Here is a 25,320-nt window from a genome sequence, read left to right on the forward strand (position 1 = left end):
GGGGTGCCGCAGCCGTTGAAGACCTCGGTGCGATACTCCGGCGAGATGATGGACAGGTCGGCCATGGTAAAGAAGGCGCGGGTCACCGTCTTCAGGTAGTCGGCCGGGCAGCCGGTGCAGGTGAGCATGACGCCCGTGCGCTTGACCGGACCGTACTCGTAGCTGTCGTTGCGCCAGCAGGGCATCCACGTACGGGTGATGGTGTCCATGAGGCGGCCATGCACGTTGTTGAAGTAGGTCGGGGCGATGGCGATGACGGTGTCGGCGCGATGCAGGGCCTGGATCACCACGTCCATGCCGTCGATGGGGGTGGTGGTGGAGCTGACGGGCGGCTCGCTGCCGATCTGCATAACGGGGTTGATCAGCAGGTTGCGCAGGTACACCACCTCGACGTCGGCCTGGTCGCCGATTTCGTCGACGACGGTCTGGGCCAGAGTGTCGCCGTTGCCGCCAACCGTGGCCGAAGACACCAGCACGGTGACGTGATGGCGCTCAAGGGGCTCAGCGAAATCGCGGGTGTAGTTCCAATCGTAGTTGAACCAGCCGTCCAGCACGTCCTCGAAGTTCTGGCCGCTGTAGTCCTCGATGGTGGTGTCGCCCCACTTGGCGTTGAAGCCCTCGCCGTCGTTGCGGGTGAAGCCGTGGCCGCCGGTAGATTCTGCCTGGGTCGAAGTGCCCTGGGTCGAGGCCATGCTCGTCGAGGCAGCCGCAGCGCCCGAGCTGGCGGCCTTGCCGGAGCTTTCGGCGGCGGGCTGCGGAGCGCAACCGGCGGCCAGGCTGGCAACGCCGAGGGCCGCGGCCGTCATGGCGGCGCCCTTCAGCATGTCGCGACGACTAATCTCGTTTTCGATTTCCATGAAGGTCTCCTTCCTGAAAGTTTCGGTGTGGCGCATTCCCCTGCGCCCGCCGATTCGAGCCCTCCTGACTCGATGCGGCTCATGGTAAAGCGCTGGAAAGACCCCTGTACAATGCCGAGAAATCATTGCGTTATGACTGCGCTGCATAGTGCGCCGTCAGCGGCTTTGCGCCACCGACTCCCCCTCGATGCGGTCAGGCGGAAAACCGCGCTCAAGGCGAGACGGATCGAATTTGTAGCTTGAAGTTGCCGTAAGGGGAGAGCCTATGGTGACATGGTCCGATCAGGGCATTATTCAGCGCGGCATCTCATGGGAGGGGATTCTTATGCTGGAGACGTCTCAGATGCAGCGGCTTGTGGCCGTTGCCGAATGCGGCACCATAACCGAGGCCGCCGAACGGCTTTACCTGACGCAGCCGGCCTTGAGCCGAGCGCTCAAGCGCATGGAAGATGATTTGGGCGTGCAGCTGTTCGACCGTTCGCGCAAGAACGATTTTCATCTTACGGAGACAGGGTGGCGTGCTGCGGACATGGCGCGCGATATTCTCAAGCGCACAGCTGACATGGAAAACCGCTTGCGCGCCGAAGGTGCAACCCATGCCGTCACCACCGTGGGCGCCTGCACGCCGCCAGCGCTGTGGGGCATGCTGCCGGTGCTTGCCAACGAGTTTCCCGAGATCATCTTCTCGTCGACCATCGTGCCCACGACGCTTCTCAAGAAAGGCATCGAAGCGGGGGACTTGCAGGTGGCCTTTATGGCGGAGCCCCTGCAGGGGGAGCATCTCACGTGCTACAAATGGGTGGTGGAGCAGCTGTTCGCGGTCTTTCCTGCCTCCCATCCTTTGCACGATGCCGATGAGGTGACGCTTGAGGAATTGGGGAGCCAAAGCTTCCTGATCCAGGATCATGTGGGGGACTGGCTCGATATAGTGCGTCGGGAAGCGCCGAACCTTCGCTTGCTCGTCCAAGAAGACAGGGCGACGCTCTTGGGCCTGGCCCGCAGCTCGGAGCTGCCCCGCTTCATGAGCAATATGACCATGTCCTTCGACAATCTTCTTCCCGGGGAGCGCGCGGTGCCGGTGCGCGGCGCGGGTTCCCAGCTTCAGCTGTGGTGCGTGCACACCAGCGATCTTGCTGCGGAAATTGCCCAGTACCTTGCCTTGCACGCCCGCTCCGACGCGACGGGGGCATGAGCGGAGAGAGCGCCGTTCAGGGGGTTGGGCGAGCGAGGCCTTAGCGGTAATCCGAAGTAAAAAACTTAGAAATTATCCCTTGCGTTTCCCCTTGGGGCAGCTATTAGCCTAGGGGTGAGGACGCCCCTCGCTCTCTTCAGGGGCGAAGTAGTACGTGCCTCTCCCGAGGGGGGAGGGGTGCGGGAGGAGAAAAAGAAAGGAGAGGGGCATGAAGAAGTTGCCGAAGACCAAACTTGTCTTGGGTGGCTGCATCGCGGCGGCTATGACGCTTGCGATGGTAGCGGGCTGTGCTCCGCAGGCGGCGCCTGCGACGGATCCCGCTGATGCTACCGGCTCGAATGCCGAAAAAGTCATGGAGGACGTGAGCGCGGTGCTCACGCCCGAGTGGGATCCGCTGGCGCCCGTTGTCAAGCAGCTGTCCGACGGCACGCTCATTCAGCGCACGCCCGACGAGAACATCAGCGCCTCGCTGGATGCCACGGCCGTGCTGCACCATCCCACCGAGAATGTGCCTTCCAACACCTATTTCACCAAGGCCGACGCCCGAGGCTGCAATGCCTGCCACGAGGACTTGGCGGCCACGATCGACAACATGCCCTATGGCCATCATCCGCTGTCCAACCCTCTGGGGCTTGAGGCCAGCGTGCAGCAGTGCCTGCAGTGCCACCGCATCGGCGGCTCCACCGTGCAGACGGTGCCCGGCGAGTTCGGCACCATGATCCATGCGCTGCATATGGATAAGGCCAATTGCTGGAACTGCCATGATGCCTCTAACAACGGCACCGCTTCGGGCGGTCAGGGCGAGTTCGACTACTCCGGCTCCATCTCGGGCGACGAGCAGGGCGAGGCCACCGAGTCGAACCAGATGGTGCTGTGGGACCTGGTGAAGCACAACAAGCTGCGCGGCATCACCGACATCGACCAGGCCTACATGGGCACGGGCTTTAGCTGGGATACCGACCAGCTGACGAACCCCGCCGAGCTGTTCAACGTGCCGTGGGAGACCTTCCAGGCCGACTACGACCGCCTGCAGCGCCAGCGCGACGGCGTGCCGCTGGACGAGGAGATGTTCAACACCTGGACCATCACCGTTTCCGGCGACGTGGGCCAGGAGATGACCTGGACGCTGCCCGAGCTTATCGAGCAGGCCCCCAGCGAGGAATTCGTGGCCAAGCTGAACTGCACCGTGAACCCCACCAACGGCCCCTACATCGGCCAGGTTCAGTGCAAGGGCATTCCGGTACGCTGGCTGCTTGAGCAGGCCGGCCTCGATCCGAAGGCCGCTACGGTAAGCTTCTGCACTCCCGACGGCCCCTATGGCTCCGACGCCGTACCGGCCATCATGAACGAGAACAACATCTCGCACCTGGTGTACGAGATGGGTGGCGAGCGTCTTACCTGGGCCAACGGCTATCCGGTTATGTACGTGCGCGGCGCGGTGGCTGCCTTCACGGACGTGAAGAACGTGAGCGAGCTGGCGGTGTCCACGGGCGCCGGTTCTGGCTACGGTTCCGACTTCCGCTTCGGCATCGAGTACGCTACGCCCTCCATCGGCATCTACAACCTGCACGAGGGTCAGATCATCAAGACCGGCGAGACCCATCAGTTCTCCGGCTATGTCGACGCTTACAACGAGCCCGTGGTAGCTATGGAGATCTCCATGGACCGCGGCAAGACCTGGCACCGCTTCGACATCAAGGATGCCGACCCGAACCAGATGATCACTTGGTACTACGACTTCACCCCCGAGGCTGACGGCGCCTACTGCATTGCCCTGCGCGGCATCAGCGAGTCGGGCCGTGTGACCGAGGAGTACGTCGAGAAGATGGTCGTGGCCAAGTCCGAGATGCCCCAGCCGACCAACGGAAGCGAGGTGCAGAACTAATGAACGAGATCACTAAGAAGATTGCGGGCGCTACGGGCTCGCTGGTGCTCCTGTCCTCAATGGGCATGGGCGCGGTGACCGCCTTCGCCGAGGAGGCCCCCGAGGCACCGACGACGGGCGCCGAGGCTGTTGAAGGTACGGGTGCGGCGACGGTGACCTCGCCGGTAGTGGCCGGGACCTTTGCCTTTACCCAGAACGCGGTGAGCTCCATCGATCAGGTGGCCCGCATGATGCGCGCGTCCAGCTATCTGTGCGGTGGCGCCGGTGCCGAGTTGACCGATGTCGATGCCGCCGATTGGAAGATTGCCGTGGGCGGTGCGGTGGAGCACCCCTATGTGACGACCGTGGCCGACATTCAGGCCGATCCTGCGGTGCAGAAGGTGCTGCTGGGCTGCTCTTGTGCCGGCAACCCCGCAGATGGCGATGCTTCGGTGGCCGCCCAGGTGACGGGTGTTTCCGTCAAGCTCATGCTCGACCGCGCCGGCGTGGCCGAGGGGGCGAACACCGTGGTGTTCACCTCGGCAGACGGCTACGAGGTGGCCCTGCCCCTGCGCTATCTGACGCAGCGCTACTGCCCTATCGTGTTCGACGTGAACGGCAGCCCCATTGCCGATGCCGCGGGCGGCACGAACCAGTTGTGGCTCGGCTCCACGTCGGCCAAGTACTTCGTGCGCAATGTGGCCTCCATCACCGTGGAGAGTCGCGACCAGGCTCCGGCCGATCCGGGCTCTCCCGAATCGGGCGACACCTACGCCAATCTGCCCAACGTGGGCGTTGATTTCGGCGGTGAGATCGCCTAGGGCTTCGCGCCATCGCGAGGATCGTCTCGCGAATACCCGGGGCATGGGTCCCTTCCGAAGCCCCTCCGTTTCTTGCGGAGGGGCTTTTGCTGTCCTAAGGGCAGCTCGAAAAACGTTGTTGCCAACGTCCTTTGCATAGCAGATCGCTTGACTTTTAAACGCCGTTGAGTGCGGATCGGAAAAAACGGTGTAACCCCATGTCAATAAGGGAAAAACTCCGTTGGATCTGTAACTTGCTCCTCTCCTTGGGGCACCGCATAAAGTGCCTATAAAGGCCTGATTGGCAAGCAGGCGTGAGTAAGGATCACGAGGAGTGATCGAAGAAAGGAGAGGAGAGGGCTTATGAGAAAGCAGATGCTCGGGGTAACCGTTGCCTGCGGCGCCTTGGTGCTGACGCTGGCGGCCTGTGCGCCCCAAGCGGCGCCTCCCGCCGCCTCGGGCGATAACGAGGGGTCGTCGACTGATACCGCCGCGCAGGTTGATCTGCAGACCAAACCGTACAACATCCTGTCGGTGACCAATGAGAATATTCCGACGATGTACGACGAGCTGGCGGCTCAGGCGGAAGATTGGGCGCCCGAGGTGCGCACCCTTGAGGACGGCACGCAGATTCAGCGTACGCCGGATTCGGCCGACGATGTCTACTATTGGGGCGCGAAGTCGGCCTACAACACCCTGTATCTCGATGCCGATAACCGCGGATGCGAGTCGTGCCACGAGAACGGCTTGGCCGACGTTGTGGATAATCACATGTCCTACCCGCACTGGAAGCTCAACAACGGCTTGGGCACCGTGGTTGATGTGAAGGACTGCATCGCGTGCCACGACAATCCCGATGCGGGCGGTCAGAACGCCTACGACGGCGCCTTCGGTCAGATGGTCCATGGCATTCACAACCGCGTGAACTTCGAGGGCGACTGCATGAGCTGTCATACGTCCGGTGCCGATGGCCAGCTTAAGGTATGGGATGTGGAGAAGTACAACATCTTGACGGGCATCAACAAGGTTGAGAACGTCCAGGGTGATTTCAGCTTCAACCAGGACCACGTCCAGGGCGATAGCGTGGGCTTCACCTATCCCTGGGGCGGCGGTCCCGACGACTACACGGTTGGTCCCGAGAAGGTCTTCACTGACCAGGACTACAGTGAGTGGATGATCAATGTTTCCGGCGATGTGGACAATCCCTTCAGCATTTCGGTGCAGGAGATCATCGACGAGGGCCCCTCGGAGACCTTCGTGAGCGCCATGCAGTGCTTCGAGAACATTCCCTCTGGCGAGCTGCTGGCTCAGGTAGAGGTTACCGGTGTTCCGCTGCGCTGGATCATCGACCGCGCTGGTGTCCATGAGGGCGTCAATGCCTTTACGCCGGCTTCCTCCGACGGTTCCGACCCGCAGCCCTACAACGACGAAGTCATCGATCAGACGTGGCTGGTCTACCAGGTAAACGGAAAGCCCCTCACCCGCATCGACGGTTATCCGATCCGTATCTGGATGCCAGACCATAAGGCATCGCTGTCCCGCCGTTCCATTTCCGACATCGTCTTCGAGACGCTGCCCGAGGAAGAGGCTGCTGTGCCGTCCCGCTGGGCCAACGAGGCCGATCCCGTCGGTCGCCTGAAGCCCAACGTTGCGTTCTGCAATATCCACGAGGGTCAGGTCATCAAAGCCGGCGAGCCGTTTACGTTCGAAGGCTTTGCGGAAGGTCTGAACTACAACGTGAGCGCCCTGGAGTTCTCTGCCGATGGCGGCGAGACGTGGACGCGCTGCGAGACCCCGGACACGAATGCCCGTTGCTGGGTGTGGTGGAACTTCGTCTTCACCCCCGAAGAGCCGGGTGCCTATGTGCTGCAGGTGCGCGGTGAGACCGCTGCAGGCGGCAAGTCCTTTACCCCTGATCAAGTTATGGTTGTCGCCAAATAGCGTCGACCCGTCCCTTGTGCCGCGGCCGGCGCAGCCATGGCGCCGGCCGCTCTCAGAAAGAGAGGTGCAAATATGAGCACACTTAAGAAGACGATTCTTCTGGGCACCACCTCGGCGCTGGCCTTGAGCGGTATGGCAAGTGGCATTGCCGTGGCTGCTATGCCCGGCGACGATGGCGCGGCGGCGCCCACTGTGGCTGAAGCCCATGATGCGACGTATTACAAGACCGATATTGTCACCCTTGAAACCGTTCCCGGTGCTTTTTCCTTCGTGCAGAACGAGCTTTCGCCCAACGACACCTTTGCCAACATGGCGAAGGCCGCCCAGTTCCTTTGCGGCAGCCATGCCAAAGTTGCCGAGGACGATTCCGCTCTTGCGGGCGACTGGGAGATTGCCATTACCGGCAAGGTCGAGAATCCTCAGGTGATGACGTTTGAGGATATGGCTTCGTCGGATGCGGTCAAGAAGATGACCATGGCCTGCTCCTGCATGGGGAATCCGGCCGATGGTCGTGACGCCGGCAATGCGGAGGTCACGGGCTTGCCCATGGCGGTCATTTTGGAAGAGGCCCAGGTGGCCCCCGAGGCAAACACCATCGTGTTCACCTCGGCCGATGGCTATCAGGTTGCCTTGCCGCTCTGGTACGTAACCGAACGCTACTGCCCCCTGGTGTTCGACATCAACGGCGCTCCCATCTCGGAAGTTATCGGGGGAGCGAACCAGTTGTGGCTCGGTGCCACCTCGGCGAACTATTTTGCCCGCGACGTCGTGAGCATCACGCTGGAGGAGCGCCAGACGCCCCCGCCGGCTCCGTCAAGCGACGAGGCGCGCGAGGCCTACCAGAATCTCCCGAATGTCGGCGTTTTGCTTGGTGGGGAAGTAGCCTAAGCAAAACCGAGTGACGAAAAGCAGTCGACACCCCCTCCTCGGCCCTCCGCTTTCCCCGGCGGAGGGCTGTTTCTTTCGGACTTGCTGCCTGCCTATGCGCCCGTGCGGGGGAGCGGTGCATTATACTAGGGGCAGTTTCTATTTCGCATTACCCAGGGAGACCCTATGCCCCAGATCATCGATCCTGTTTTCGAGCCTTCGGTGCTGCGCGAGCCGTCCTTCGTCATGGACGACCTCGACTTCAGCGTGCTCGACTCGCCGCTGCTGCAACTGCAGGGCAAGGTGGACAAGAACCCGCAGACCGCGGCCATTATTCTGGCGGGCGGCACCGGGGAGCGCTTTGGCAAGGAGGGCGGCAAGCAGCTGGTGGAAATTGCCGGCAAGCCCATCCTCACCTGGTCGGCCGAGGCCTTCGACGCCGTGGGCGATGTGGGGCTCATCGTCATCGTGTGTCCCGAGGAGCGCATGACCGAGTACCTGTCGCGCGCCATCGACCCGTTCCCCTTCGTCACGCCGGTGGTGCTGGCCCCTTCGGGCTCCATTCGCCAGGAGTCGGCGTTCTCGGGCCTGGAAATGGTGGGGGACGAGTACGAGTACGTGGTGCTGCACGACGGCGCCCGTCCGCTGGTGTCGCCCGACCTCATTGCCCACACCATCAATACCGTGAAGGGCAACTTCGACGCCGACGGCGCCGTGGTGGCCCATCCGGCGGTGGACACCCTCAAGGTGGTGGAGGACGGCGTCATTGTGGGCACCCCCGATCGCAGCGTGTTCTGGAATGCCCAGACTCCCCAGGTGTTCCGCGCGGGCATTTACCGCCGCGCCCATGCCTCGGCCCTGTCCGATGGCTTCGTGGGCACCGACGACTCGTCGCTCATCGAGCGGCTGGGCGGCAAGGTGCTCATTGTGGAGGGCAAGCGCGACAACATCAAGCTCACGGTGCCGGAAGACTATGTGCTGCTGGCCAGCGCCGTGCGCACCATGCTACTGAACTCTGAGCACCGGTAGGACGCCGTGGCTGCCGTCGCTCCGCGCACGAAACCGCCCTATTACGCAGGGCGTCCCATCGAGTTTTCCGGCTATGTGGACGATTTCGACCGCGCCATCTGCGCCATGGAGTTCTCCCTGGACGACGGTGCGTCCTGGACGGCCTACCCCACGGCGGCCGTCGATAAATCGCGCGGTGTGAACTGGCAGTTTGTCTATACGCCCGAGCAGCCGGGGCGTTATCTGCTGAAAGTGCGGCCCGTGACGGAAGACGGTGAGCCGTCCAACTTGGTGGCGGGGTTTGCCTTCGAGGTGCTGCCCCTTGACCGAGCGTTTGGCGCTGCCCGCATCCGACCGGTGGGCGGCTCGTTTCCCGAGGCGCGTATTTTCCGCTCCCGCGAGCTGACGGGCCTTACGGGTGAAGAGGCCTCCTTTCTTTCCCAGGCCCTGGGTATCGGCACCATTTACGACCTGCGCACGCAGGCGGAAGTGGCAGCTCATCCCGAGCCCTACATTGTGGGTATGAAGACCGTGGCCTTGGAACCCGCTACCGAGCATCGCCGCAAAGATGCCGACAAGCGCCTAGTGGCCGGCGTTATCGGCAAGTACGGCGCCCCCGAGGAGCGCATGCTGCGCAATTACCGCCGTTACGTCGACGAGCAGCCGCTGCTGGGTAAGGCCCTCCGATCATTGGCCGCCGAGGGCCGTCCCGCGCTGATCCACTGCGTGAACGGGAAGGATCGCACGGGAGTTTTGTGCGCCACGCTGCTGCGGGTGGCCGGGGCCGACGAGGATGCCATCATGGCCGACTATCTGCGCGTCAACGAGGACCACCGCGATCTTATCGCCGAAGAGGCGCAACGCCTGGGCGCGGGCATGACCGCCCAGGAGCACGCCTGCCTCATGAGCTTCATTGAGGCGCGACCAGCGTACTTGCGCGCTTACTTCGACGAGATCGATGCGCGGTATGGGTCGTTCGAACGCTACACGACCGAAGGACTGCACTTGACGGGCGAGGCGGTAGAACGTCTTGCTTTGCTGGTGCGCTAAATTTCACGGAAAGGATCTCTCCCATGGATATTCGCAACCTCCGTACCGGCCTTGGCATGGACGTGCATGCCTTCGCTGAAGGTCGCAAGCTTATTTTGGGCGGCGTGGATATTCCGCACACCCAGGGTCTGCTCGGTCATTCGGATGCCGATGTGCTGGCCCATGCCATTTCCGATGCGCTGCTGGGTGCGGTGCGCGGGGGAGACATCGGGAAGCTTTTCCCCGACACTGATCCGGTCTACAAGGACGCCGACTCGCTGAAGCTGCTGGCGGAAGTGGCCAATTATGTGCGCGCCCAGGGGTTCGAGATCATCGACGTGGACAGTGTGGTGGCTGCTCAGGCGCCCAAGCTGTCGCCCCATCGCGAGGCCATGCGCCAGAACCTGGCTGTCGCCATGGGCCTGCCGGTGGAAAACGTGGGCGTGAAGGCCACCACCACCGAGTGGCTTGGCTTTGAAGGTCGTGAAGAGGGCATTACCGCCTATGCCACGTGTCTGGTGGCGAAGCGCTAGGGCTCTCATGGGCCCTGCGCTCGCACGCAGCGTTGTTGTCGGTCGTCCTACTCTAAGGGCACCTTTTTGCGTACGGGAAGGCAGTAGGCGCTGATGGTCTCGCTGGTCTGGTTGAACAAGCGTCCGAAGCGACAGAGACTTTCGCAATAGGGGTCAGCGGAAAGCTCGAGGTTTTTGGCCGCTGCGTAGTCGCGCAGGCGTTGGAAACGGTCCTGATCCAGGGTTTCGCCGGCCGTGCCGAACCCATGATTGACGTACATGACCAAATGAAGCCCCTCGGGGAACGGTACGGCCTCATCGAAGCAGTCTCCGTAGCTTTCGTCCACCTCGACAAAGGCGCAGCGGGCCCACAGGTCCTCTTCGTCTAAGGCGCTACGCGGGGCAATGTAGCCGACGTCATGGAAAAGCGAGAGGGGCCAACCGCGCTCGATGATGGTCTGCTTGACGTGACGCACCACCCATTCCCACAGGTCGCTGCCTGAAAGCTCCTCCTGGTGCCAGGCCATTTCCTCGAGAGGGGGAAGAGGGAACTCCAGCCGGTAGCGGGGTCCGCGGCGCTCCACGATAATCTGGTCGTACAGCGGGGTGTCGAAGTACGCGTCGCAGTCTGAAAGCAGGTCGTTCACCAAGCGCTCGGACAAGTCGAGGGCTTGGCGTTGCTCGGCAAGGCGTTGTTGCTGCTGCAAAAGCGCCTCGTGCAGCCTTCCGATGCTGCCGGCCTCCTCGATCTCTTTGATTTCATCAAGCGACAGGCCGATGGTGCGCAGCTGGGTTATGAGATCCAGGGTGGTCGACTGGAGAATGCTGTAGTAACGAAACCCCGTTTCCTCATCGACGAACTCGGGCTCGAGGAGTCCTTTCTTCTGATAAAAACGCAAGGCCTTCTCGGTGATGCTGTTGGCGGCGGCCATTTGGCCGCACGTCAGGTAATGCCGCTGACTGGCGGTTCTCGACATAGTATCCCTCCTCAATGACCGGCAGGAATACAGCACCGTCAGACGGGTCCCCTCTGCATTCGCTGAACTTATTGTACCGCTTGATCAGGAAAAAAAGCACGAGTTTTGGGTTGCCCCTTCCCTTAGGGCAGCAGCTAGCATACGCAGTATCAGCGCTCGCCAGGTTTGGGAAGGGCACTTTACCTGCGCTGGTGTGTTCTTCGGCGACAACGTCGCCAAGGGAACAGGGCGTCCGTTTCGGAGCTGCCTCCCTCCCTCCGCTGCTTCCGGGCGGGCGCCTTTTGACGCGAGGTAACACGAACGGCCCGTGCTCCTGCTATGATGGGGCGCGGGTCTTTTTACGAAAGGAGCATGCCGATGATCCCCCGCACTGAGGGCCACGTGGGTGTACCGGTCCGCTTTAAGGGCACGGCTTACGACTTCGGCCATGCCATTACCGCTATTCAGTTTTCCTTGGATGACGGTGAGCACTGGACAACCTATGAGACGCCGGGTACCAACGATTATCAGAATCTTACCTGGACCTTCGACTACACGCCCGAGCAGCCTGGCAATTACGTGCTGCGTATTCGCTCGGTTAACGATAGGGGCGACGTAAGCCCTGAGTCGGCCTTTGCGGAACTGCACGTCGAGCCCTAGGGGCAGCAGGGCCTGAGTGGCCTCCGTGAGGCCCTCGGTGACCGCTGGATGCCTAGGAGGCCGTCGTCACCTGCTCCACGGCCTGGAGCAGCTCTTGCACGTGGGCCGAGGGCTGCGGGGCATGCAGGATGCCGAAGGGAAGGGCGTAGTCCCAGGCCACGGGCTTGGACACCATAAGCGGATGCGCATCTTGCCACGGGTCAATGCCCACAAGAATCTCGCTGCTCTCCTCGCAGCGATTTAGAATGTCCAGGTTGATGAAGGGAAATTCCTCTATCTCTATGGCCTGATCGCTCGCTCGCACTTCATCGATGAGTTGGTCTGTCTCACGGTTCCAGCCGCGCTGGATGACCAGGAGCTTCTGCCCTTTCAGATCGTCGAGGGTCAGCGACTCTTTGGCAGCCAAGGGATGCGCGGCGGACATAATGGCTCGTAGCGGCTCTCGGGAAAGCTCCAGGGCGGCGCAGCCTCGACTTTGGAGGAACGCTTCGTCGTAGGCGCCGGCGACGATGTCGATGTCCTCGCCTAAGTTTGCCAGAATGCGCCGGGCGTTTTCCGGGGTGTTCTCGAAGGTGACGAGCTTGATGGTGGCGCCCGGGCACTTTTTGAGCACGCGGGGCCAGAGGGCTGTCAGAAACGTGCTCGGTGTCATGGGCGAAGATCCGACGCGGATGACGTGGCGCGTGGCGGCATCGGCTTGACGGGCTCGCTCGGCCGCTTCACCGCAAAACTGGATGATGTGGCGCGCGTCGTCGTAGAGCGACTGACCCGCTGCGGTAAGGGACAGGCCGCGGTGCGTTCGGTTGAACAGCGTGACGCCCAGATTGGCTTCCAGCAGGTTCATTTGCTTGATGACGGCGGTAGGGGAGATGTACAGATCAGTGGCAGCTTTCGAGAAGCTGCCCATGTCGGCCACTTTGAGAAACGTGTCAAGCTGATGGTTGTACATGGGTGCCCTTTCGCTTCGCGAATGAAACATCGAACATTTCGAGCGCCAAGCCCCCTGCCAGGGGTTTCTCTTATTGTATACGGGTTTTCTATAACCTCAAGGTTCAAACTCGGTAACGAATCGAGACTTCCTTGCGAGGGGTGGCGAAGCCATTATGGTCAGTGGGAGCTGCGTCCCTCCCCTGGACGCAGTGTGCGCCTCCCGGCCGCCCGAACCCGCCGGGAGGCGCCCCACCCCCCACTCATTAAGAAGACGGGGCGCTCAGTGGATATGTGCGGAAAGGAATCCCGATGGACTTTGTAACTTTGAACAATGGCGTGACGATGCCCCAGCTGGGCTTCGGCGTGTTCCAGATCACCGACCCGGCGGAGTGCGAGCAGGCGGTGCGTGACGCGGTTGAGGTAGGCTACCGTTCCTTCGATACGGCCGCTTCCTACGGCAACGAGGAGGCTGTCGGTCGAGCGCTTGCCAGCTGCGGTGTGCCGCGCGACGAACTGTTCGTCACTACGAAGCTGTGGATTACCGATGCCAGCTACGAGGGCGCTAAGCGCGGGTTCGCGAAGTCGCTCGAGCGCCTGGGCCTCGACTACATCGATCTGTATCTTATCCACCAGCCCCTGGGCGATGTCTATGGCGCCTGGCGGGCCATGGAGGAGCTCTACCAGGAAGGCGTGGTGCGCGCCATTGGCGTGGCGAACTTCTATCCCGATCGCCTGGCGGACCTCATCGCTTTTAACGAGGTCACACCCGCAGTGAATCAGGTAGAGGCTAACGTGTTCTTCCAGCAGTGGGAGGCGCAGCAGTTCATGGAGTCCAAGGGTGTGCAGATGGAGGGCTGGGCGCCCTTCGCCGAAGGCCACAACGACTTGTTCCACAACCCCGTGCTGGCCGCTATTGGCCAGAAGTACGGTAAATCGGTGGCCCAGGTAGTGCTGCGCTGGCTTTTGCAGCGCGGTATCGTGTGCATTCCGAAGTCCGTGTCGAAGGAACGCATGGCCCAGAACTTCGATGTGTTCGATTTCGAGCTGTCTGCCGACGACATGGCTGCTATTCGCGCGCTCGACGAAAATCAGAGCAGCTTCTTCGACCATCGCGATCCGGCGGCTGTTGAGCGCCTGGTCAACCTGGTACGCAACGTTTAGGCTGTGGGCGCAACTATGAAGCAGCAGGAATTAGGTCAGGGCTTGTCGGTGTCGGCCGTGGGGCTTGGCTGCATGGGGCTCTCCCATGCCTACGGCCAGCCCGTGGCCGAAGCGGAAGGCGTGGCGCTTATTCGCAAGGCGGTGGAGCTGGGCTGCACCTTTTTCGACACGGCGGAGTGCTACGGAACCTCCGAGACGCCTCATGAGAATGAAGTGCTGGTGGGAAAGGCCCTGGCGCCTTATCGTGACCAGGTGGTTATTGGCACCAAGTTTGGCTTGTCTTTCGATTTGGAGGACGGCAAGGTAAACCACGACCTGGTGCCCGACGCGCGCCCCGAAACCATTCGTCGTTCAGTGGATGGCTCGCTGCAGCGTCTCGGCACAGATTACATCGATATCTACTACCAGCACCGCCAGGACCCCCGGGTTCCCGTGGAGATAGTGGCCGAGGTGATGGCCGACCTGATCCGCGAGGGGAAGATTCGTGCCTGGGGCTTGTCGGAGGTAGGGGAGGACGTCGTCCGTCGCGCCCATGCCGTCTGCCCTGTGGCGGCGGTGCAGAACCGGTACTCCATGATGGCCCGCTGGTACGAGAGCCTTTTCCCCACGCTGGAGGAGCTGGGTATTGGCCTGGTGGCCTTTAGTCCCTTGGCGAATGGCCTGCTTTCGGGCGCCTATCGCGACACCTCCTCGTTCTCCCAAGATGGCAGCGATTACCGCACCGTGATGCCGCAGTTTGCCCCTGAGGCGTTGGCTCAGAACGAGGCGCTGCTTGCTTTGGTGGAGGAAGTGGCCGCTGCCCACGACGCCACGCCGTCGCAGATATCCCTTGCTTGGATGATCTGCAAGAAGCCCTGGATCGTGCCTATCCCCGGAACTCGCAAGGTGGCTCGTTTGCGTGAGAACTTAGGAGCGGCATCTATCGAGCTGACGGCTGCCGAAGTAGCCGCCATCGATGAGGCGCTGAACGGCATGACCATGTCGTCGGTCTTTGGCGGCTCCACGGTGAAAAAGGCCTCGTAGATGGCGCGCGTGAAGATGACAGGGCTCGCGGGGGCCGTTGCGGTGGTGCTTGCCGTGGGTCTTTTCGGGTGTGCCCCGTCGTCTCCGGAAGGGGACGGCACTTTGTCTCTGTCGGAATCGGTGACACAGCTTGAGGAGGCGGAAAACGCTGACTCGACGGCCCCCGATGGGGGCTCGCGCGCAGCCGATGATGCAGAAGAGGGCGCTTCGGATGCCTCCGTACCTGCCGCGCCCCGCAAGAAAGAAGATGAGACCCCTATGGTCGTAACGCAAGATACGCTGTTGACGGACATTGCGATGAACCCCGCCTTCGATGGCTATGGCTACGGGCTCTTGCCCTGGCATGGGGCTCGCGAGGAAGGCTACGATTTGCGCAACGAGAGCGCACTTCTGCCTTACCACTCCGATGTCCGGCCTCAGCAGGCCGAGGCGGCGCTCAACCGGCTTATCGCCGATGCCTCCGAGGGGCGCACGGTGGCTTTTCCGGTGTACAGCGATGCCGCCATGGCCGCCGACCCCGACAAGGCCGATGCGGTGCTGTACTTCTTCCGCGGTAAGCCTGGTGCCCCTTTCGCCATAGTGAACCCCGGGGGCGGCTTTAGCTATGTCGGCTCGCTTCACGAGAGCATTCCCCATGCTCAGTGGCTTAGCGAGCAGGGCATCAACGCGTTCTCGCTCTCCTATCGCGAGGGGTCGGGCCAGATGGCTGTGGAAGACTTGGCGCAGGCTATTACCTTTATTTTCCGCCATGCCGACGAGCTTGAGGTCAGCACCCAGGGCTACTCGCTCTGGGGGTCTTCCGCCGGTGCCCGCATGGCGGCCGCCATCGGGTCCTATGGGCCGGCGGCCTTTGGCGGGGCCGAGCTTCCGCGCCCCGCTGCGGTCATCATGGCCTACACCGGCCAAAGCGAGTATACCCCCAGCGATCCAGCCACCTACGCCGTGGTGGGCGACCGCGACGGCATCGCCAACGCAAGCGTTATGGAGCGCCGCATCCGTGGGCTGCAGCAGGCTGGCGTGGCAGCCGATATCGTTGTGTACTCCGGCCTCTCCCACGGGTTTGGCACCGGGGAAGGCACGGCCGCGGAGGGCTGGATGCGCGGCGCCCTCGATTTTTGGCTCGAGCATCGCTCGGGCAAATAAATGCTCGGGTAAGCAAGTAAATGCTCGGGTAAGTAAGAAAACACCGGACAGGAGAAGGCACGTGCTGACGAGCTGCTGAGGAAAGGACGCTGGTGAACGACTTCAGTTTTCAGAACCCGGTGACGGCTATCATGGGCGAGAGCGCCTTGGAGAAATTGTCCGAAGTGGTAGCTGGCCAGAGGGTGCTGCTGGTGTGCGGAGGCGCCTCAGCGCGAGGCAATGGCTCGCTTGAGCGTGTGGGTGTTCGGATGCGCGAGGCTGGCGGCTCGGTGGCGCTGTACGAGGGGGTGACCCAGTGCACCTACGAGGCCATCGCCGAAGGCGTGGAGCGCGCGCACCAGAGCGAGGCCACCCTGGTGGTGGGCTTGGGCGGCGCATCAGCCATGGACACCGCCAAGGCCGTTGCCTTCTGTGCGGTGCACGAGGACTATGACGCCTATCTTAAGGGCGAGAAGCCCCAGCGCAATGATGAGAAGCTGCCGCTGGTGCTTGTTCCTACCTATCCGTCGACGGGATCGGAGGCCAATGGCACGAGCGATATCATGGGCTATGCCGGCGGCATTCACGGTGTTTTCGCTGACTATGCGCTGCTGTACCCTCCGTTCACCTATTCGCTGGATGCTCGTAACACGGCGTTTTCCATGATGGTGATGCTTGCCCAGACGGGCTATCGCTGCTTCACCGACACGAACCCCATCTCGCGCGGATTCACCGTGGCCTCCCTGAGGGCGGTGCTGGGGGCCTTCGACGTGCTGCGCGACGATCCCGAGGATTACGATGCCCGCGCCACCATGCTGTGGGCCAGCTTCGTGGAGACGAGCGGCATGCTGGGGCTTTCCCTGGAGGAGCGCTGGACCTACAGCATTTTCTCGGCGGCAGGCCTGCTGCGTTTCACGCTGGGTACCGTGTATCGCGAGAACCTGGCCATGATCCTGCCACGGTGGCTGGTGTTTGCCGCGCGCCACCATCCCGAGGCGATATGCCGTTTCGCCGAGGAGGTGCTGGGAGCGCCAGTGACCGACGACGCGGACGCCACCGTGCGGTTCGCCTACGAGCGGCTCATGGACATTGTGCGCGCCGGCGGCTTGCCCACAACGCTCGACGCTTATGGCCCCATGCCCTCCTTCGACGAAGTCGAAGCTGCCACCCATCGTGTGAGCAGCAAGGAGTTTACCGTGCAAGAGTACTACGCCATGGTGCAGGCCTGCGGGAGCGAGGCCTATCCGGGCCTTGAGTAGGGGGCGGCTTTGAAAGCGGGAAGGTGGATAGCGCTTGCGCTTGACGTGGCCGCTTTGATGGTTGTGGCTACGCTGGCCGTAGCCTCATTGGGCTGCGCGGCGGAGTCCGACAGGGCACAGGGGCAGGGGACGCGGCGACGGAGAACCCCGTCCCTGCTGCGTCCTCCCGCAGCGCGGAAGACAGCGGAGCGGAAAGTGCGGCCCCCTCTTCAGGGGTCGAACAAGAGGAGCGTCAGGAGGCGCCGGTGAACGAACAAGGCGAAGCGTCCGAGCTGCTATTCCCCGCCGAGCTCATGACCATTCCCGCATCCTATAGCGAGCCCTGCGACCAAGCGGGCCATGTGGAGCGCTTCGAGTACGATACCTTCGAGGCCTTTTCCTATGGGGATCAGACGCAGCCTTTGACGAAAAACGCCATGGTGTACGTGCCCTATGGCTACGATGCGTCCAAGCGCTACAACATTGTGTACCTCATGCACGGCGGTTGGTCCGATCAGACCACCTATCTGGGCACGCCCGAGGCGCCGAGCCAATTCAAAAACCAGCTTGACCACGCCATGGCCGAGGGGGACGTCGAGCCGTGCCTCATTGTGTGTCCCACCTACAACAACACCAGCGACGAGGACTCCGGCGATTATGCGCTGGCCCTCGAGCTGACGGCGCGCTATCCCAACGAACTAGTGAACGATTTGATGCCGGCGGTGGAGACGGCCTACTCAACGTACGCTGATGCCGTAACGCCCGAGGGATTAGCCGCCTCCCGCGATCACCGAGCCTTCATGGGCTTCTCGATGGGATCGGTCACCACTTGGCACATCTTCGAGAACTGCCTGGCCTACTTCCGCTATTTTGCCCCCTCGAGCGGCAATGCCGGGTCGGGTGCCTATTGGGCGAGCGCGGTTGAGCGCCAGGGCTTCGGTGCCGAGGATTTCCTCATCATTGGCGCTACGGGCACCGAGGACTTCAACGGCGGCGCTTTCAGCGCACTGATGAGCGACATGGCTGCCAATCCGATGTTCCAGGCCGGTGACGGCGAGCCGGGTACCAACCTCATCTTTCGCGTTGGCGAAGGTGAGCGCCACGACGGCTACGCCGCCAACCGCTACATCTACAACGCCCTTGCGTTCCTTTGGCATTAGAAGGCGTGGGGTGTAGGCGGCTGCTTGCTTCCTCTTCCCTGTGCTGCAAACTAACAAAGCCCTCCGCGGACAGGATGCGGAGGGCTTTGTTGCGAAGTGCGGCAGATGCGGGCAGGCGTCTAGAATCCTAGGCCGTGCACCCAGTCGACGAGGTCTTGCTCGCAGTTGGCGACGCTGTCGCGCGACACCACGAAGTTGTCGTCAGAAACGGTGGCGTCCGAAAGGATGCCCTGGATCTCCTCTTTAGTGCCAGCGTTGCCGCTGCCGCCGTGGCTGTTGAACAGGTAGATTTGCTTGCCCGCCAGATCGGCCTGCTCCAGGAAGCTGTGCATGATGGGCGGCAGCTCGGCCCACCAGATGGGATAGCCGATGAACACGGTGTCGTACTGCGACAGATCGGGAATGGGCTCGGCCAGATCGGGGCGGTCGCCGGCGTTGATCTCATCTTGAGCCTGGGCGATAAGGCCTTCATGGTCGGTGGGGTAGGAGCGAGTGGTGAGGATACGGAAGGTGTCGGCGCCCGTTTCGCGGGCAATGATGTCGGCCATAAACTCGTTGTTGCCTTTGATCTGGCCATCGACCACGACGGCGCTGTTCTCCTCTTCCTCGGTGAGGTTGTTCGGATCGGACGAAGCGGTGGTTTCGGGGTAGGAGAAGTAGGCCACCAGAACGCTTTCGCCTGCGGTCGTCGGTTCGGAGTCGGTCTCCGGCGCGGCTTCGGGTTCCGGTGTGGCTTCGGGCTCGGGCTCGGTCTCGGGCGACGATGCCGGCTCAGGATCCACCTGGGTCTCGGGCTCTGGCGCGGGTTCGACGGCGGCTTCCGAGGCGCAGGCGCTAAGGGCTCCAGCGCCGGCCAGGCTCGCGCAGAACACGCCGGCCGTTTTCACAAAGCGACGGCGGCTCAGGAAAGTCTTTTTGCTCATAAGGCAGCTCCTCGAGAGTAGTTTGCTTGCGAAACGCCAATAACCTGGCTCTTCCATCCTAGTGAACGACCCGTCAATAAAGAAGTTCCGCCTCGTTCACCAGTTTGAACGTCTGGGTTTGAGCGCAATCGTCCCGGCTAAGCGTGATAGCGCAGCCAGAGCGTTCCCTCTCCAAGATCCTCGGTCGACGCGAGCTTGAGCGGCACGGCAGCGCCTACGGACGCATTCATGCGCTCAAAAACAGTGGCGGCATCCGGTGTGCCGTCGACCACCGGCGCCACCACCAGGCTCACCTCGTCAAGACAGCCAGCCTCCAGGAAGCTCCAGTCGATGCGGCCACCGCCGGCTACCAGCGCGCGCTCGATACCGAAAAGGCGCGAGAGCTTGTCGAGGAGCACGGCGCAGTCGATGTCGCTTTCGCCGGCGAACACGTAGGAAACGCCCGTGCGGCGCAGATAGGCGAGATAGTCGGCGCTGACGCGACGGGTGAGCACGGCGATAAGATGCGAGGTCTTGCCGCGGCGCGTCATAGTGGGGCCGGGATATTCCAGACGCCCGTGTCGGTCAAGGGAGACGATGTAGCTTTCTGCGGTGGCGTCGGCCACAAAGTCCTCGGCAACATTCGGGTCGATGTCGCTCGACCCGGCGGCGGGCCCTTTGTAGAGCCCCGGGCAGAAGTCGAGCATGGTGGTGGTGCCGTAGACTGTTGCCTGGCAATGGAAATCGCTAGCCAGCTGCCCGTAGGCGGCCAGTCCCGTAGCCGAGGCGGGGCTGCTCATGAAGGGGCCGGAAATCTTCCCGTCGAGGGAGCAGAACAGGTGGCAGATGGTATAGGGCCGAGTCATGGAACCTCCTGGTGCGAACGCGAAAGGCAAGTCGGGACGCCTTTCTGCTGGATTTCTTCTGATCTCATAATGAGGCATTTTGTCCTCAGCGTTGCACGGATGGGCGTCATCGGTGCTGCCAATAAGTGCGCCCGTCTGAACGAAAAGGTTCAGACGGGCGAGAGGAGGGGAGGCGCCCCAACGGGAGGGGGAAGGAGGAAGGGCGCCTCCCTAAAATGGAAGGATTGATGAGATGATTAAGGCTCTAGTCCCACGGCTCCTCGTGAGCGGCGTTGGCGCCGGCAACGCGACCTGCGAGAGCCTCCGGCACATTGCCGCAGCCCTGGTAGAGCCAGCCGTAAAGGCTGCCCAGCTCGCCAGCGGAGTACAGGCGCGGGATGATCTCGTTATCGTAGGTGATAACGTGATGCTCGCCGTCGCGCGCCGGGCCACCCTGGGTGTTGTAGAGGGCAAAAGCAAGCTCGGTGCCGTAATAGGGCGGGTTGTCGACGGGGGTGAGGCGCTCCGGATTGCGGCCGAACTCCAAGTCTTCGCCGTTGGCGACGAACTCGTTGTATCGGGCAACCTGGTCTACCAGCCCCTGAGGGTCGATGCCGAGCTTCTCGGCGAGCTCTTCGAGGGTGTCGGCCTTCTCGACCCAGCCCTTCTCAACTTCGGCCTGGTTGTCGTCGCTCCAGCTGTAGAGGCCCTTGACGTTGGCGAAGTGGTTGCCGGCGTCCTTGCCGCAGGCGTTGAAGATGGGGCCGGCGTCTGCCTTGGTGCTGTCGCAAATGAGGAAGAACGGCAGGTTCACATAGCGGAAGTCGATGTTGGAGAACTCGAGCTCGGGCATGGCGTTCTTCTCGTGGCTGGGATGCAGGCAGTTGAACTCGGGAGAAATCGAAGCGGCTTCGTCCATGAAGCGCAGGCCGCGATCGTTGACGACGATGGCGTTGCTGTTGGCGTTCAGATCGCCCCAGTGGTTGCCCAGAGAGACGCCGATTTCCTGCGAGCCCTTCAGGCAGCACTGGCCCGACCACTCGACCGAGGAGAAGTGGCGCATCTTAGCACCCAGCTCGGCGGCCATGGTGATGCCGTCTCCGGTGTTGTAGGGGGTGCCGCCGGGGAAGATGGAGATGCGGGGCGGGTAGTAGCTGGACAGCATCTCCGGGTTGGCCTCGAAGCCGCCGCAGCAGAGGCACACGCCGCGCTTCGCTTTGAAGTAGTGCTGGTTGCCTTCGGCATCGAGGGCGATGACGCCGAAGACCTCCTTGGTCGTGGGATCGAAGACGAGCTTGTGGCCGCCCATTTCGTACATGATCTTAATGCCGCCAAGGCCGTCCATGACCTCGTTCCAGAATTTGAAGATGCCGGCGCCGGTGCCTCCGATGGTGCCCGAGCGGGGGAAGCCCACGGCAGAGGGAAGCTTCTGATACAGGTTGCGCGGATGCTCGTCCCACTGAATGGTGGCACCGTGATCTTCGAGCCAATCGGCCAAGGTGGCGCACTCCATGCAGAAGGCGCGGATTTCCTCGTCGTCGACGGTGTAGTCGGGCACCTGGTACTTGATGAACTCGTAGGCCTCGTCTTGCTTGTCGGGATCCGAGAACAGGATGCCGCCGCCGCACACCGAGGTGTTGCCGCCGGCAAGCTCCTCGGGAGCCTTCTCCAGGATGATGACGCTTGCGCCTTCGTCAGCAGCGCCGATGGCGGCCGAGGCGCCGGCTCCGCCGTAGCCGATTACGATAACGTCGGCCTCGTCTTCCCACTCGATCGAGGCAACGTCGTTGCCGCCGTTTCCGGTGCTGGCCAGGCTCTCGCTTGAGCATCCGGCCATGCCCAGCGCGCCAGCGGCGGCTGCGGCAGCCCCTCCGGCGAGGAAGCTGCGGCGAGTAAGATTCTTGGTCATAGCGATTCCTTCTTTCCTAGTTCATTAGCGATGGTCGTGGCAGTCGTAGCACGGCTTGGCTGTTTCGGTGTGATGGCAGGTGTAGCAGTACTCTATGCCGTTGGAGTCACGATGCATGGTGTGGCAGGTCGAGCAAGGGATGGTGTCGCCCCCGACTGAGTGCGGGCTCTCGGTGCTGCTGTAATCGGACGAGAACGTAATCTCGTGCGGATTGACCGGCGTCCCGTCGGGGAAGGTGTAGCCGTCGAGCGCCTGAACAATCTCTTCGCGCGTGTGGCAGCCGTCCCTCAGGCAGAACTCGTCGTCAGTGTCCATCTTGGCAAGCGGCAGTCGGTAGTCTCCGCTTATTTGGACCTGCAGCTCTGCCAGCTGATCCTCGAGAACCGGTTCGTGGCAGTCGAGGCAGACGACGCCGGCCGTCGAATGGGCGTGGGCTAGCATGTCGCCCTCTTCGTAGCTCTCAAGGTAGCTGCCCATGGTGTCGTGGCACATAGTCGCGCAGAACGAGGGCTGCTCGTGCCAGATCCAGAAACCAGCTCCGGCAGCGACGATGACGGCCGCGACGACGCCGACGATGATGCCCGCGCGTTTTCCTTTCCGTTTCGCCGTGGGTGCTTCGACTTCCTTTTCCTGCATGGTGTCCTTCATTGTTTCCTCCTTTCCCTTTCCTCCAATGACCCTCCTAGTCGACCTTGGGGAGCCGACGGGTAGAATTTAGCGAGGGGAAAGAGGCTTTGAATAGAGACATCTTTTGCGCGTAATGGCTGAATAGGGGACACATGAAACATGTCTATTGCGTCAAAAGGACGGTGCCGCCATAAAGGTCTTATCGCATTTTTTGGGGAGGAGGAGTGGTGAGGGACGCGCTGATCACCTTATTTAGAAACGGCTCGCTGCTCGGTGCCGGAGTCGCAGCGGGATGGGTGCTCTGCTGGATGGCGGAGATAACATCGGTTTTCGGAGGGGCGATTATCGGCCCTTCGCTGCTTTCGTCGGGGGCGATGCTTCTGGGCATGGCGGTCTTCCTGAGAAGAAGTGAGGAGCGCTGCCTTGCGGTCTGCGATCGCGCGGTGCGCTGGGCGCCTCTTCTCTGTACGGCATTCTGCCTCTTATGGGCCTTTTCGCCGCTGTGGCTGGGAGGCGCTTCCGCTGTCGCAGGAGTAGCTTGTGTGATGGTCGGGGCTGTTCTCTCCGCGCTCTATGGGTCGCGCTATGCCCGCCTGGCCATGGTCGATGTCATGCTGCTCGTTTGCGTCTCGTGGGCACTGGCAATGGGCATGCTGGCCTTGTATCTCTGCCTTCCTCCTATGCTTTGCCCTTGGTTTATGCTTGTTACTATTTGGGCGATCACCTCTCTGCTGCGGCGCAACCGCCGCCTCCCGTTTTACGGATCGAAATGCAGCGGATCGCGGCCCATGGAAATGCCCACAAACCCCTCGTTCACCCGACAAGACGGCTACAGCACTGTGTCCATTGTCATCTATGCCGTGTCGAGCGGGATAGCCTTCGCCGCCTTATCGGCAGTTTCCTCTGTCTATACTCAGATGGCGTGGGGCAGCCTGGTTGCCGCAGCGCTTTTGGTGTTCATTGCCTTCTACGCGTTTGCGTTCAACCGCACCGTTCGCCTTATGTTTGTGTGGCATGGCGTCGAGATAGCGACGGTTGTCTGCTGCTTGCTTCTTATCACGCGATCCGATTTCGTTATGACGTTTGTGGGCGGGCTCCTGTGCATCACCCTTGCTCTGTACCCCTTTCAGGTGTGGATGAAGGCGGTTACCTACTGCAAGCGCATGGAGGTATCGCCGCTGCTCCCGTTTTTCCTTCTCTTCGGGGCAATGCTTGTGGCGCTGGGCGCTGGTTGCGCAGTGGGCCAGCTGCTCTGGTGGCTGACGGGTGGCTTGTTCGCCGGGCTCTTCTGTGCCATTGTCGGAGTAATGTTTTCGGTGGTGGCTTTCTTCTACTCGCGCGATTACGGCAGAAGCGCCGAGCGGGAGCCTTCCGTTGTGGTGGGCTTCTCTGATCGCGAGGTGATCATGGCTGACGACGTGATCGACGCGAGCATTAAGCGAGCAGCTCAGCAGCTGGGATTCACTGCGCGCGAGCAGGAGATCATCCGATCGGTGTCGCAGGGACGAACCATGCAGTTCACCGCTGATGAGCTGGGTATTTCAATTAACACAGTGCGGGGGCACATGAAGCGAATTTACAGCAAGCTCGACGTGCACTCGCGCGAGGAGATGCTGGATGTTCTCGAGCGCTATCGAGTGTGAGTGCAAGAACGGGGCCGTGGGCCGGCGCGCGCCTCCTTCGCGGGGTTCTCCGACGTCGAGCGTCGTCAGCTTATAACGACAAGGTTGAGCTGACGTAACAAAACGAGACTTCTCCTCGCCGGCGCAGGAGGGCATCATGAAGGTATCGTTGCTGTTCCTGTCTTTAGTGGGGCTGCAGAGCAACGGGGATCTCCAGCGAAGGAAAGGACGTTCTATGACTCTTACGCGTCGTTTGTTTGTCAAGACCGCTGTGACATTGGGAGCCGCTGCGGTCACGGGCACGCTTCTCGCCGCCTGCAGCGAGAGCGAGGTCTCGGTGGCCGACGGGGCAGAAGATCGGGGGGAGCAGTCTGCCCAGACCAGTCAGGAAGAGACGATTGCTTCTGCGAACGAGTCCGCGGTTGACGCGGCTGCCCCCGAGGCCGACGAGACGGAGCCGGCCTCCGATGCTGCTGCGGCCGCCCCGGTGCTGGTGGCCTACTACACCAACACGGGCAACACGGGCCGTGTGGCCGAGGTCATCGCCCAGGAAATGCAAGCTGACACCTTCCTCATCGAATGTGTGGATCCCTACACCGCCGAAGACGTCAACTGGCGTGACGAGAACAGTCGCGTGTCTCAGGAAATGCCGCGTCGCTCCGAGGTGGATGTCGAGCTGGTGTCGGTGACGCCCCCTGATTGGGACAGCTACAAGACGGTCTTTGTGGGATGTCCCATCTGGTGGCAGAGCTTCTCGTGGGTGATGAACGATTTCGTGCGGCAGAACAGCTTCCAGGGCAAGACGGTCATCCCCTTCTTTACTTCGTCGTCCTCGCCGCTGGGCGAAAGCGATACGGCCATGGCCGCCGAGGCGGATGGCGGCGATTGGCTGCCCGGCATGCGCTTCTCCTCGGGCGCTTCGGAAGAGGAGATCCGTCAGTGGCTGGAAAGCCTGCCGCTGTAAACCCCAGGGTTCAAAGCTGGGAACAACTTGAGACTTCCGAGAGGTGGGGCCGATGGTCATCATGGTTATTGGTCCCAAAGAAAGGAAGTCATCATGACTGAAGCATTCCAACCCCGCGAGTTCATCCCCTT

At 61.9% G+C, this 25,320-nt stretch carries 23 protein-coding genes; 16 read left to right on the top strand and 7 right to left on the bottom strand.

What is annotated here, in order from left to right:
• Window positions 1–857: NAD(P)H-dependent oxidoreductase (locus QZ307_RS06320; protein ID WP_295997404.1), on the bottom strand; the 857-nt coding region annotated here is incomplete at its 3' end.
• A 265-nt stretch (window positions 858–1,122) separates the two neighbouring features.
• Between QZ307_RS06320 and QZ307_RS06325 the strand changes: the two genes are divergently transcribed.
• The 8 genes from QZ307_RS06325 (at window position 1,123) to ispF (ending at window position 10,091) form a co-directional block, all read left to right on the top strand.
• Window positions 1,123–2,049 carry a LysR family transcriptional regulator gene (locus tag QZ307_RS06325; protein WP_295997406.1) on the top strand — a complete coding sequence of 309 codons (927 nt, stop codon included), beginning with the start codon at window positions 1,123–1,125 and terminating at the stop codon, window positions 2,047–2,049.
• Between the two features lie 208 nt (window positions 2,050–2,257).
• Window positions 2,258–3,934 carry a molybdopterin-dependent oxidoreductase gene (locus QZ307_RS06330; RefSeq protein WP_295997408.1) on the top strand — a complete coding sequence of 559 codons (1,677 nt, stop codon included), beginning with the start codon at window positions 2,258–2,260 and terminating at the stop codon, window positions 3,932–3,934.
• Window positions 3,934–4,734: a molybdopterin-dependent oxidoreductase gene (locus QZ307_RS06335; protein ID WP_295997411.1), complete on the top strand. Its 801-nt coding sequence runs from the start codon at window positions 3,934–3,936 to the stop codon at window positions 4,732–4,734. The genes QZ307_RS06330 and QZ307_RS06335 overlap by 1 nt, the downstream gene beginning before the upstream one ends.
• A 342-nt stretch (window positions 4,735–5,076) precedes the next feature.
• On the top strand, window positions 5,077–6,654 hold the full coding sequence (locus tag QZ307_RS06340; RefSeq protein ID WP_295997414.1) for a molybdopterin-dependent oxidoreductase: 1,578 nt from the start codon (window positions 5,077–5,079) through the stop codon (window positions 6,652–6,654).
• Between the two features lie 72 nt (window positions 6,655–6,726).
• On the top strand, window positions 6,727–7,542 hold the full coding sequence (locus QZ307_RS06345; protein WP_295997416.1) for a molybdopterin-dependent oxidoreductase: 816 nt from the start codon (window positions 6,727–6,729) through the stop codon (window positions 7,540–7,542).
• Between the two features lie 165 nt (window positions 7,543–7,707).
• Window positions 7,708–8,550 (top strand): 2-C-methyl-D-erythritol 4-phosphate cytidylyltransferase, encoded by an 843-nt coding sequence (gene ispD, locus QZ307_RS06350; protein WP_275205621.1) that lies wholly within the window; start codon window positions 7,708–7,710, stop codon window positions 8,548–8,550.
• Window positions 8,551–8,556: 6 nt separating this feature from the next.
• Window positions 8,557–9,579, top strand: coding sequence for a tyrosine-protein phosphatase (locus QZ307_RS06355; RefSeq protein ID WP_295997419.1), 1,023 nt, complete (start codon window positions 8,557–8,559; stop codon window positions 9,577–9,579).
• Window positions 9,580–9,602: 23 nt separating this feature from the next.
• Window positions 9,603–10,091 carry a 2-C-methyl-D-erythritol 2,4-cyclodiphosphate synthase gene (ispF, locus tag QZ307_RS06360; RefSeq protein ID WP_295997422.1) on the top strand — a complete coding sequence of 163 codons (489 nt, stop codon included), beginning with the start codon at window positions 9,603–9,605 and terminating at the stop codon, window positions 10,089–10,091.
• Between the two features lie 47 nt (window positions 10,092–10,138).
• Here ispF and QZ307_RS06365 read toward each other — a convergent pair whose 3' ends face one another.
• Window positions 10,139–11,047 (bottom strand): MerR family transcriptional regulator, encoded by a 909-nt coding sequence (locus QZ307_RS06365; protein ID WP_295997424.1) that lies wholly within the window; start codon window positions 11,045–11,047, stop codon window positions 10,139–10,141.
• Between the two features lie 357 nt (window positions 11,048–11,404).
• On the opposite strand from QZ307_RS06365, the gene QZ307_RS06370 reads away from it, so the two are divergent.
• A complete protein-coding gene (locus QZ307_RS06370) occupies window positions 11,405–11,686 on the top strand; it encodes a molybdopterin-binding protein (RefSeq protein ID WP_275205615.1) in 282 nt (93 codons plus the stop codon).
• 52 nt (window positions 11,687–11,738) lie between these two features.
• On the opposite strand, the gene QZ307_RS06375 is transcribed toward QZ307_RS06370, so the two are convergent.
• Entirely contained in the window at window positions 11,739–12,635 is an 897-nt protein-coding gene (locus tag QZ307_RS06375) for a LysR family transcriptional regulator (RefSeq protein WP_295997426.1), read from the bottom strand.
• A gap of 290 nt (window positions 12,636–12,925) precedes the next feature.
• Here QZ307_RS06375 and QZ307_RS06380 point away from each other — a divergent pair, with 290 nt between their 5' ends.
• From QZ307_RS06380 to QZ307_RS06400, 5 genes are all read left to right on the top strand, one after another.
• The gene (locus QZ307_RS06380) at window positions 12,926–13,777 is read left to right on the top strand and encodes an aldo/keto reductase (RefSeq protein ID WP_275205613.1); all 852 of its coding nucleotides are present in this window, start codon (window positions 12,926–12,928) and stop codon (window positions 13,775–13,777) included.
• Window positions 13,778–13,792: 15 nt separating this feature from the next.
• A complete protein-coding gene (locus tag QZ307_RS06385) occupies window positions 13,793–14,800 on the top strand; it encodes an aldo/keto reductase (RefSeq protein WP_295997429.1) in 1,008 nt (335 codons plus the stop codon).
• Complete coding sequence (locus tag QZ307_RS06390) at window positions 14,801–15,943, top strand: hypothetical protein (protein WP_295997434.1); 1,143 nt, start codon at window positions 14,801–14,803, stop codon at window positions 15,941–15,943. It abuts the gene before it with no gap.
• Window positions 15,944–16,035: 92 nt separating this feature from the next.
• A complete protein-coding gene (locus QZ307_RS06395) occupies window positions 16,036–17,181 on the top strand; it encodes an iron-containing alcohol dehydrogenase (RefSeq protein ID WP_295997438.1) in 1,146 nt (381 codons plus the stop codon).
• Between the two features lie 245 nt (window positions 17,182–17,426).
• Entirely contained in the window at window positions 17,427–18,320 is an 894-nt protein-coding gene (locus tag QZ307_RS06400) for an alpha/beta hydrolase-fold protein (protein WP_295997441.1), read from the top strand.
• 119 nt (window positions 18,321–18,439) lie between these two features.
• On the opposite strand, the gene QZ307_RS06405 is transcribed toward QZ307_RS06400, so the two are convergent.
• From QZ307_RS06405 to QZ307_RS06420, 4 genes are all read right to left on the bottom strand, one after another.
• Window positions 18,440–19,243, bottom strand: a complete 804-nt coding sequence (locus QZ307_RS06405) for a flavodoxin (protein WP_295997444.1) — start codon at window positions 19,241–19,243, stop codon at window positions 18,440–18,442.
• A 137-nt stretch (window positions 19,244–19,380) separates the two neighbouring features.
• Window positions 19,381–20,088: a dihydrofolate reductase family protein gene (locus QZ307_RS06410; RefSeq protein ID WP_295997447.1), complete on the bottom strand. Its 708-nt coding sequence runs from the start codon at window positions 20,086–20,088 to the stop codon at window positions 19,381–19,383.
• Window positions 20,089–20,332: 244 nt separating this feature from the next.
• Window positions 20,333–21,976 carry an FAD-dependent oxidoreductase gene (locus QZ307_RS06415; RefSeq protein WP_295997449.1) on the bottom strand — a complete coding sequence of 548 codons (1,644 nt, stop codon included), beginning with the start codon at window positions 21,974–21,976 and terminating at the stop codon, window positions 20,333–20,335.
• A gap of 24 nt (window positions 21,977–22,000) precedes the next feature.
• The gene (locus QZ307_RS06420; protein WP_295997453.1) at window positions 22,001–22,624 is read right to left on the bottom strand and encodes a cytochrome c3 family protein; all 624 of its coding nucleotides are present in this window, start codon (window positions 22,622–22,624) and stop codon (window positions 22,001–22,003) included.
• Between the two features lie 206 nt (window positions 22,625–22,830).
• On the opposite strand from QZ307_RS06420, the gene QZ307_RS06425 reads away from it, so the two are divergent.
• Both QZ307_RS06425 and QZ307_RS06430 read left to right on the top strand, forming a co-directional pair.
• Window positions 22,831–24,246, top strand: a complete 1,416-nt coding sequence (locus QZ307_RS06425) for a LuxR C-terminal-related transcriptional regulator (protein ID WP_295997456.1) — start codon at window positions 22,831–22,833, stop codon at window positions 24,244–24,246.
• 214 nt (window positions 24,247–24,460) lie between these two features.
• Window positions 24,461–25,189, top strand: a complete 729-nt coding sequence (locus QZ307_RS06430; RefSeq protein WP_295997458.1) for a flavodoxin — start codon at window positions 24,461–24,463, stop codon at window positions 25,187–25,189.
• Window positions 25,190–25,320 lie beyond the last annotated feature (131 nt).

Origin of the sequence: uncultured Adlercreutzia sp., assembly GCA_910585575.1 — a bacterium.
Lineage (GTDB): Bacteria > Actinomycetota > Coriobacteriia > Coriobacteriales > Eggerthellaceae > Adlercreutzia.

What these genes read in the sequence shown, in the direction of transcription:
- QZ307_RS06325 (WP_295997406.1), top strand. Translation starts at nt 1,123, where the DNA reads ATGGTGACATGGTCCGATCAGGGCATTATTCAGCGCGGCATCTCATGG.
- QZ307_RS06370 (WP_275205615.1), top strand. Translation starts at nt 11,405, where the DNA reads ATGATCCCCCGCACTGAGGGCCACGTGGGTGTACCGGTCCGCTTTAAG.
- QZ307_RS06420 (WP_295997453.1), bottom strand. Translation starts at nt 22,624, where the DNA reads ATGAAGGACACCATGCAGGAAAAGGAAGTCGAAGCACCCACGGCGAAA.
- QZ307_RS06380 (WP_275205613.1), top strand. Translation starts at nt 12,926, where the DNA reads ATGGACTTTGTAACTTTGAACAATGGCGTGACGATGCCCCAGCTGGGC.
- QZ307_RS06345 (WP_295997416.1), top strand. Translation starts at nt 6,727, where the DNA reads ATGAGCACACTTAAGAAGACGATTCTTCTGGGCACCACCTCGGCGCTG.
- ispF (WP_295997422.1), top strand. Translation starts at nt 9,603, where the DNA reads ATGGATATTCGCAACCTCCGTACCGGCCTTGGCATGGACGTGCATGCC.
- QZ307_RS06430 (WP_295997458.1), top strand. Translation starts at nt 24,461, where the DNA reads ATGACTCTTACGCGTCGTTTGTTTGTCAAGACCGCTGTGACATTGGGA.
- QZ307_RS06385 (WP_295997429.1), top strand. Translation starts at nt 13,793, where the DNA reads ATGAAGCAGCAGGAATTAGGTCAGGGCTTGTCGGTGTCGGCCGTGGGG.
- QZ307_RS06340 (WP_295997414.1), top strand. Translation starts at nt 5,077, where the DNA reads ATGAGAAAGCAGATGCTCGGGGTAACCGTTGCCTGCGGCGCCTTGGTG.
- ispD (WP_275205621.1), top strand. Translation starts at nt 7,708, where the DNA reads ATGCCCCAGATCATCGATCCTGTTTTCGAGCCTTCGGTGCTGCGCGAG.
- QZ307_RS06410 (WP_295997447.1), bottom strand. Translation starts at nt 20,088, where the DNA reads ATGACTCGGCCCTATACCATCTGCCACCTGTTCTGCTCCCTCGACGGG.
- QZ307_RS06335 (WP_295997411.1), top strand. Translation starts at nt 3,934, where the DNA reads ATGAACGAGATCACTAAGAAGATTGCGGGCGCTACGGGCTCGCTGGTG.
- QZ307_RS06375 (WP_295997426.1), bottom strand. Translation starts at nt 12,635, where the DNA reads ATGTACAACCATCAGCTTGACACGTTTCTCAAAGTGGCCGACATGGGC.
- QZ307_RS06330 (WP_295997408.1), top strand. Translation starts at nt 2,258, where the DNA reads ATGAAGAAGTTGCCGAAGACCAAACTTGTCTTGGGTGGCTGCATCGCG.
- QZ307_RS06415 (WP_295997449.1), bottom strand. Translation starts at nt 21,976, where the DNA reads ATGACCAAGAATCTTACTCGCCGCAGCTTCCTCGCCGGAGGGGCTGCC.
- QZ307_RS06390 (WP_295997434.1), top strand. Translation starts at nt 14,801, where the DNA reads ATGGCGCGCGTGAAGATGACAGGGCTCGCGGGGGCCGTTGCGGTGGTG.
- QZ307_RS06405 (WP_295997444.1), bottom strand. Translation starts at nt 19,243, where the DNA reads ATGAGCAAAAAGACTTTCCTGAGCCGCCGTCGCTTTGTGAAAACGGCC.
- QZ307_RS06365 (WP_295997424.1), bottom strand. Translation starts at nt 11,047, where the DNA reads ATGTCGAGAACCGCCAGTCAGCGGCATTACCTGACGTGCGGCCAAATG.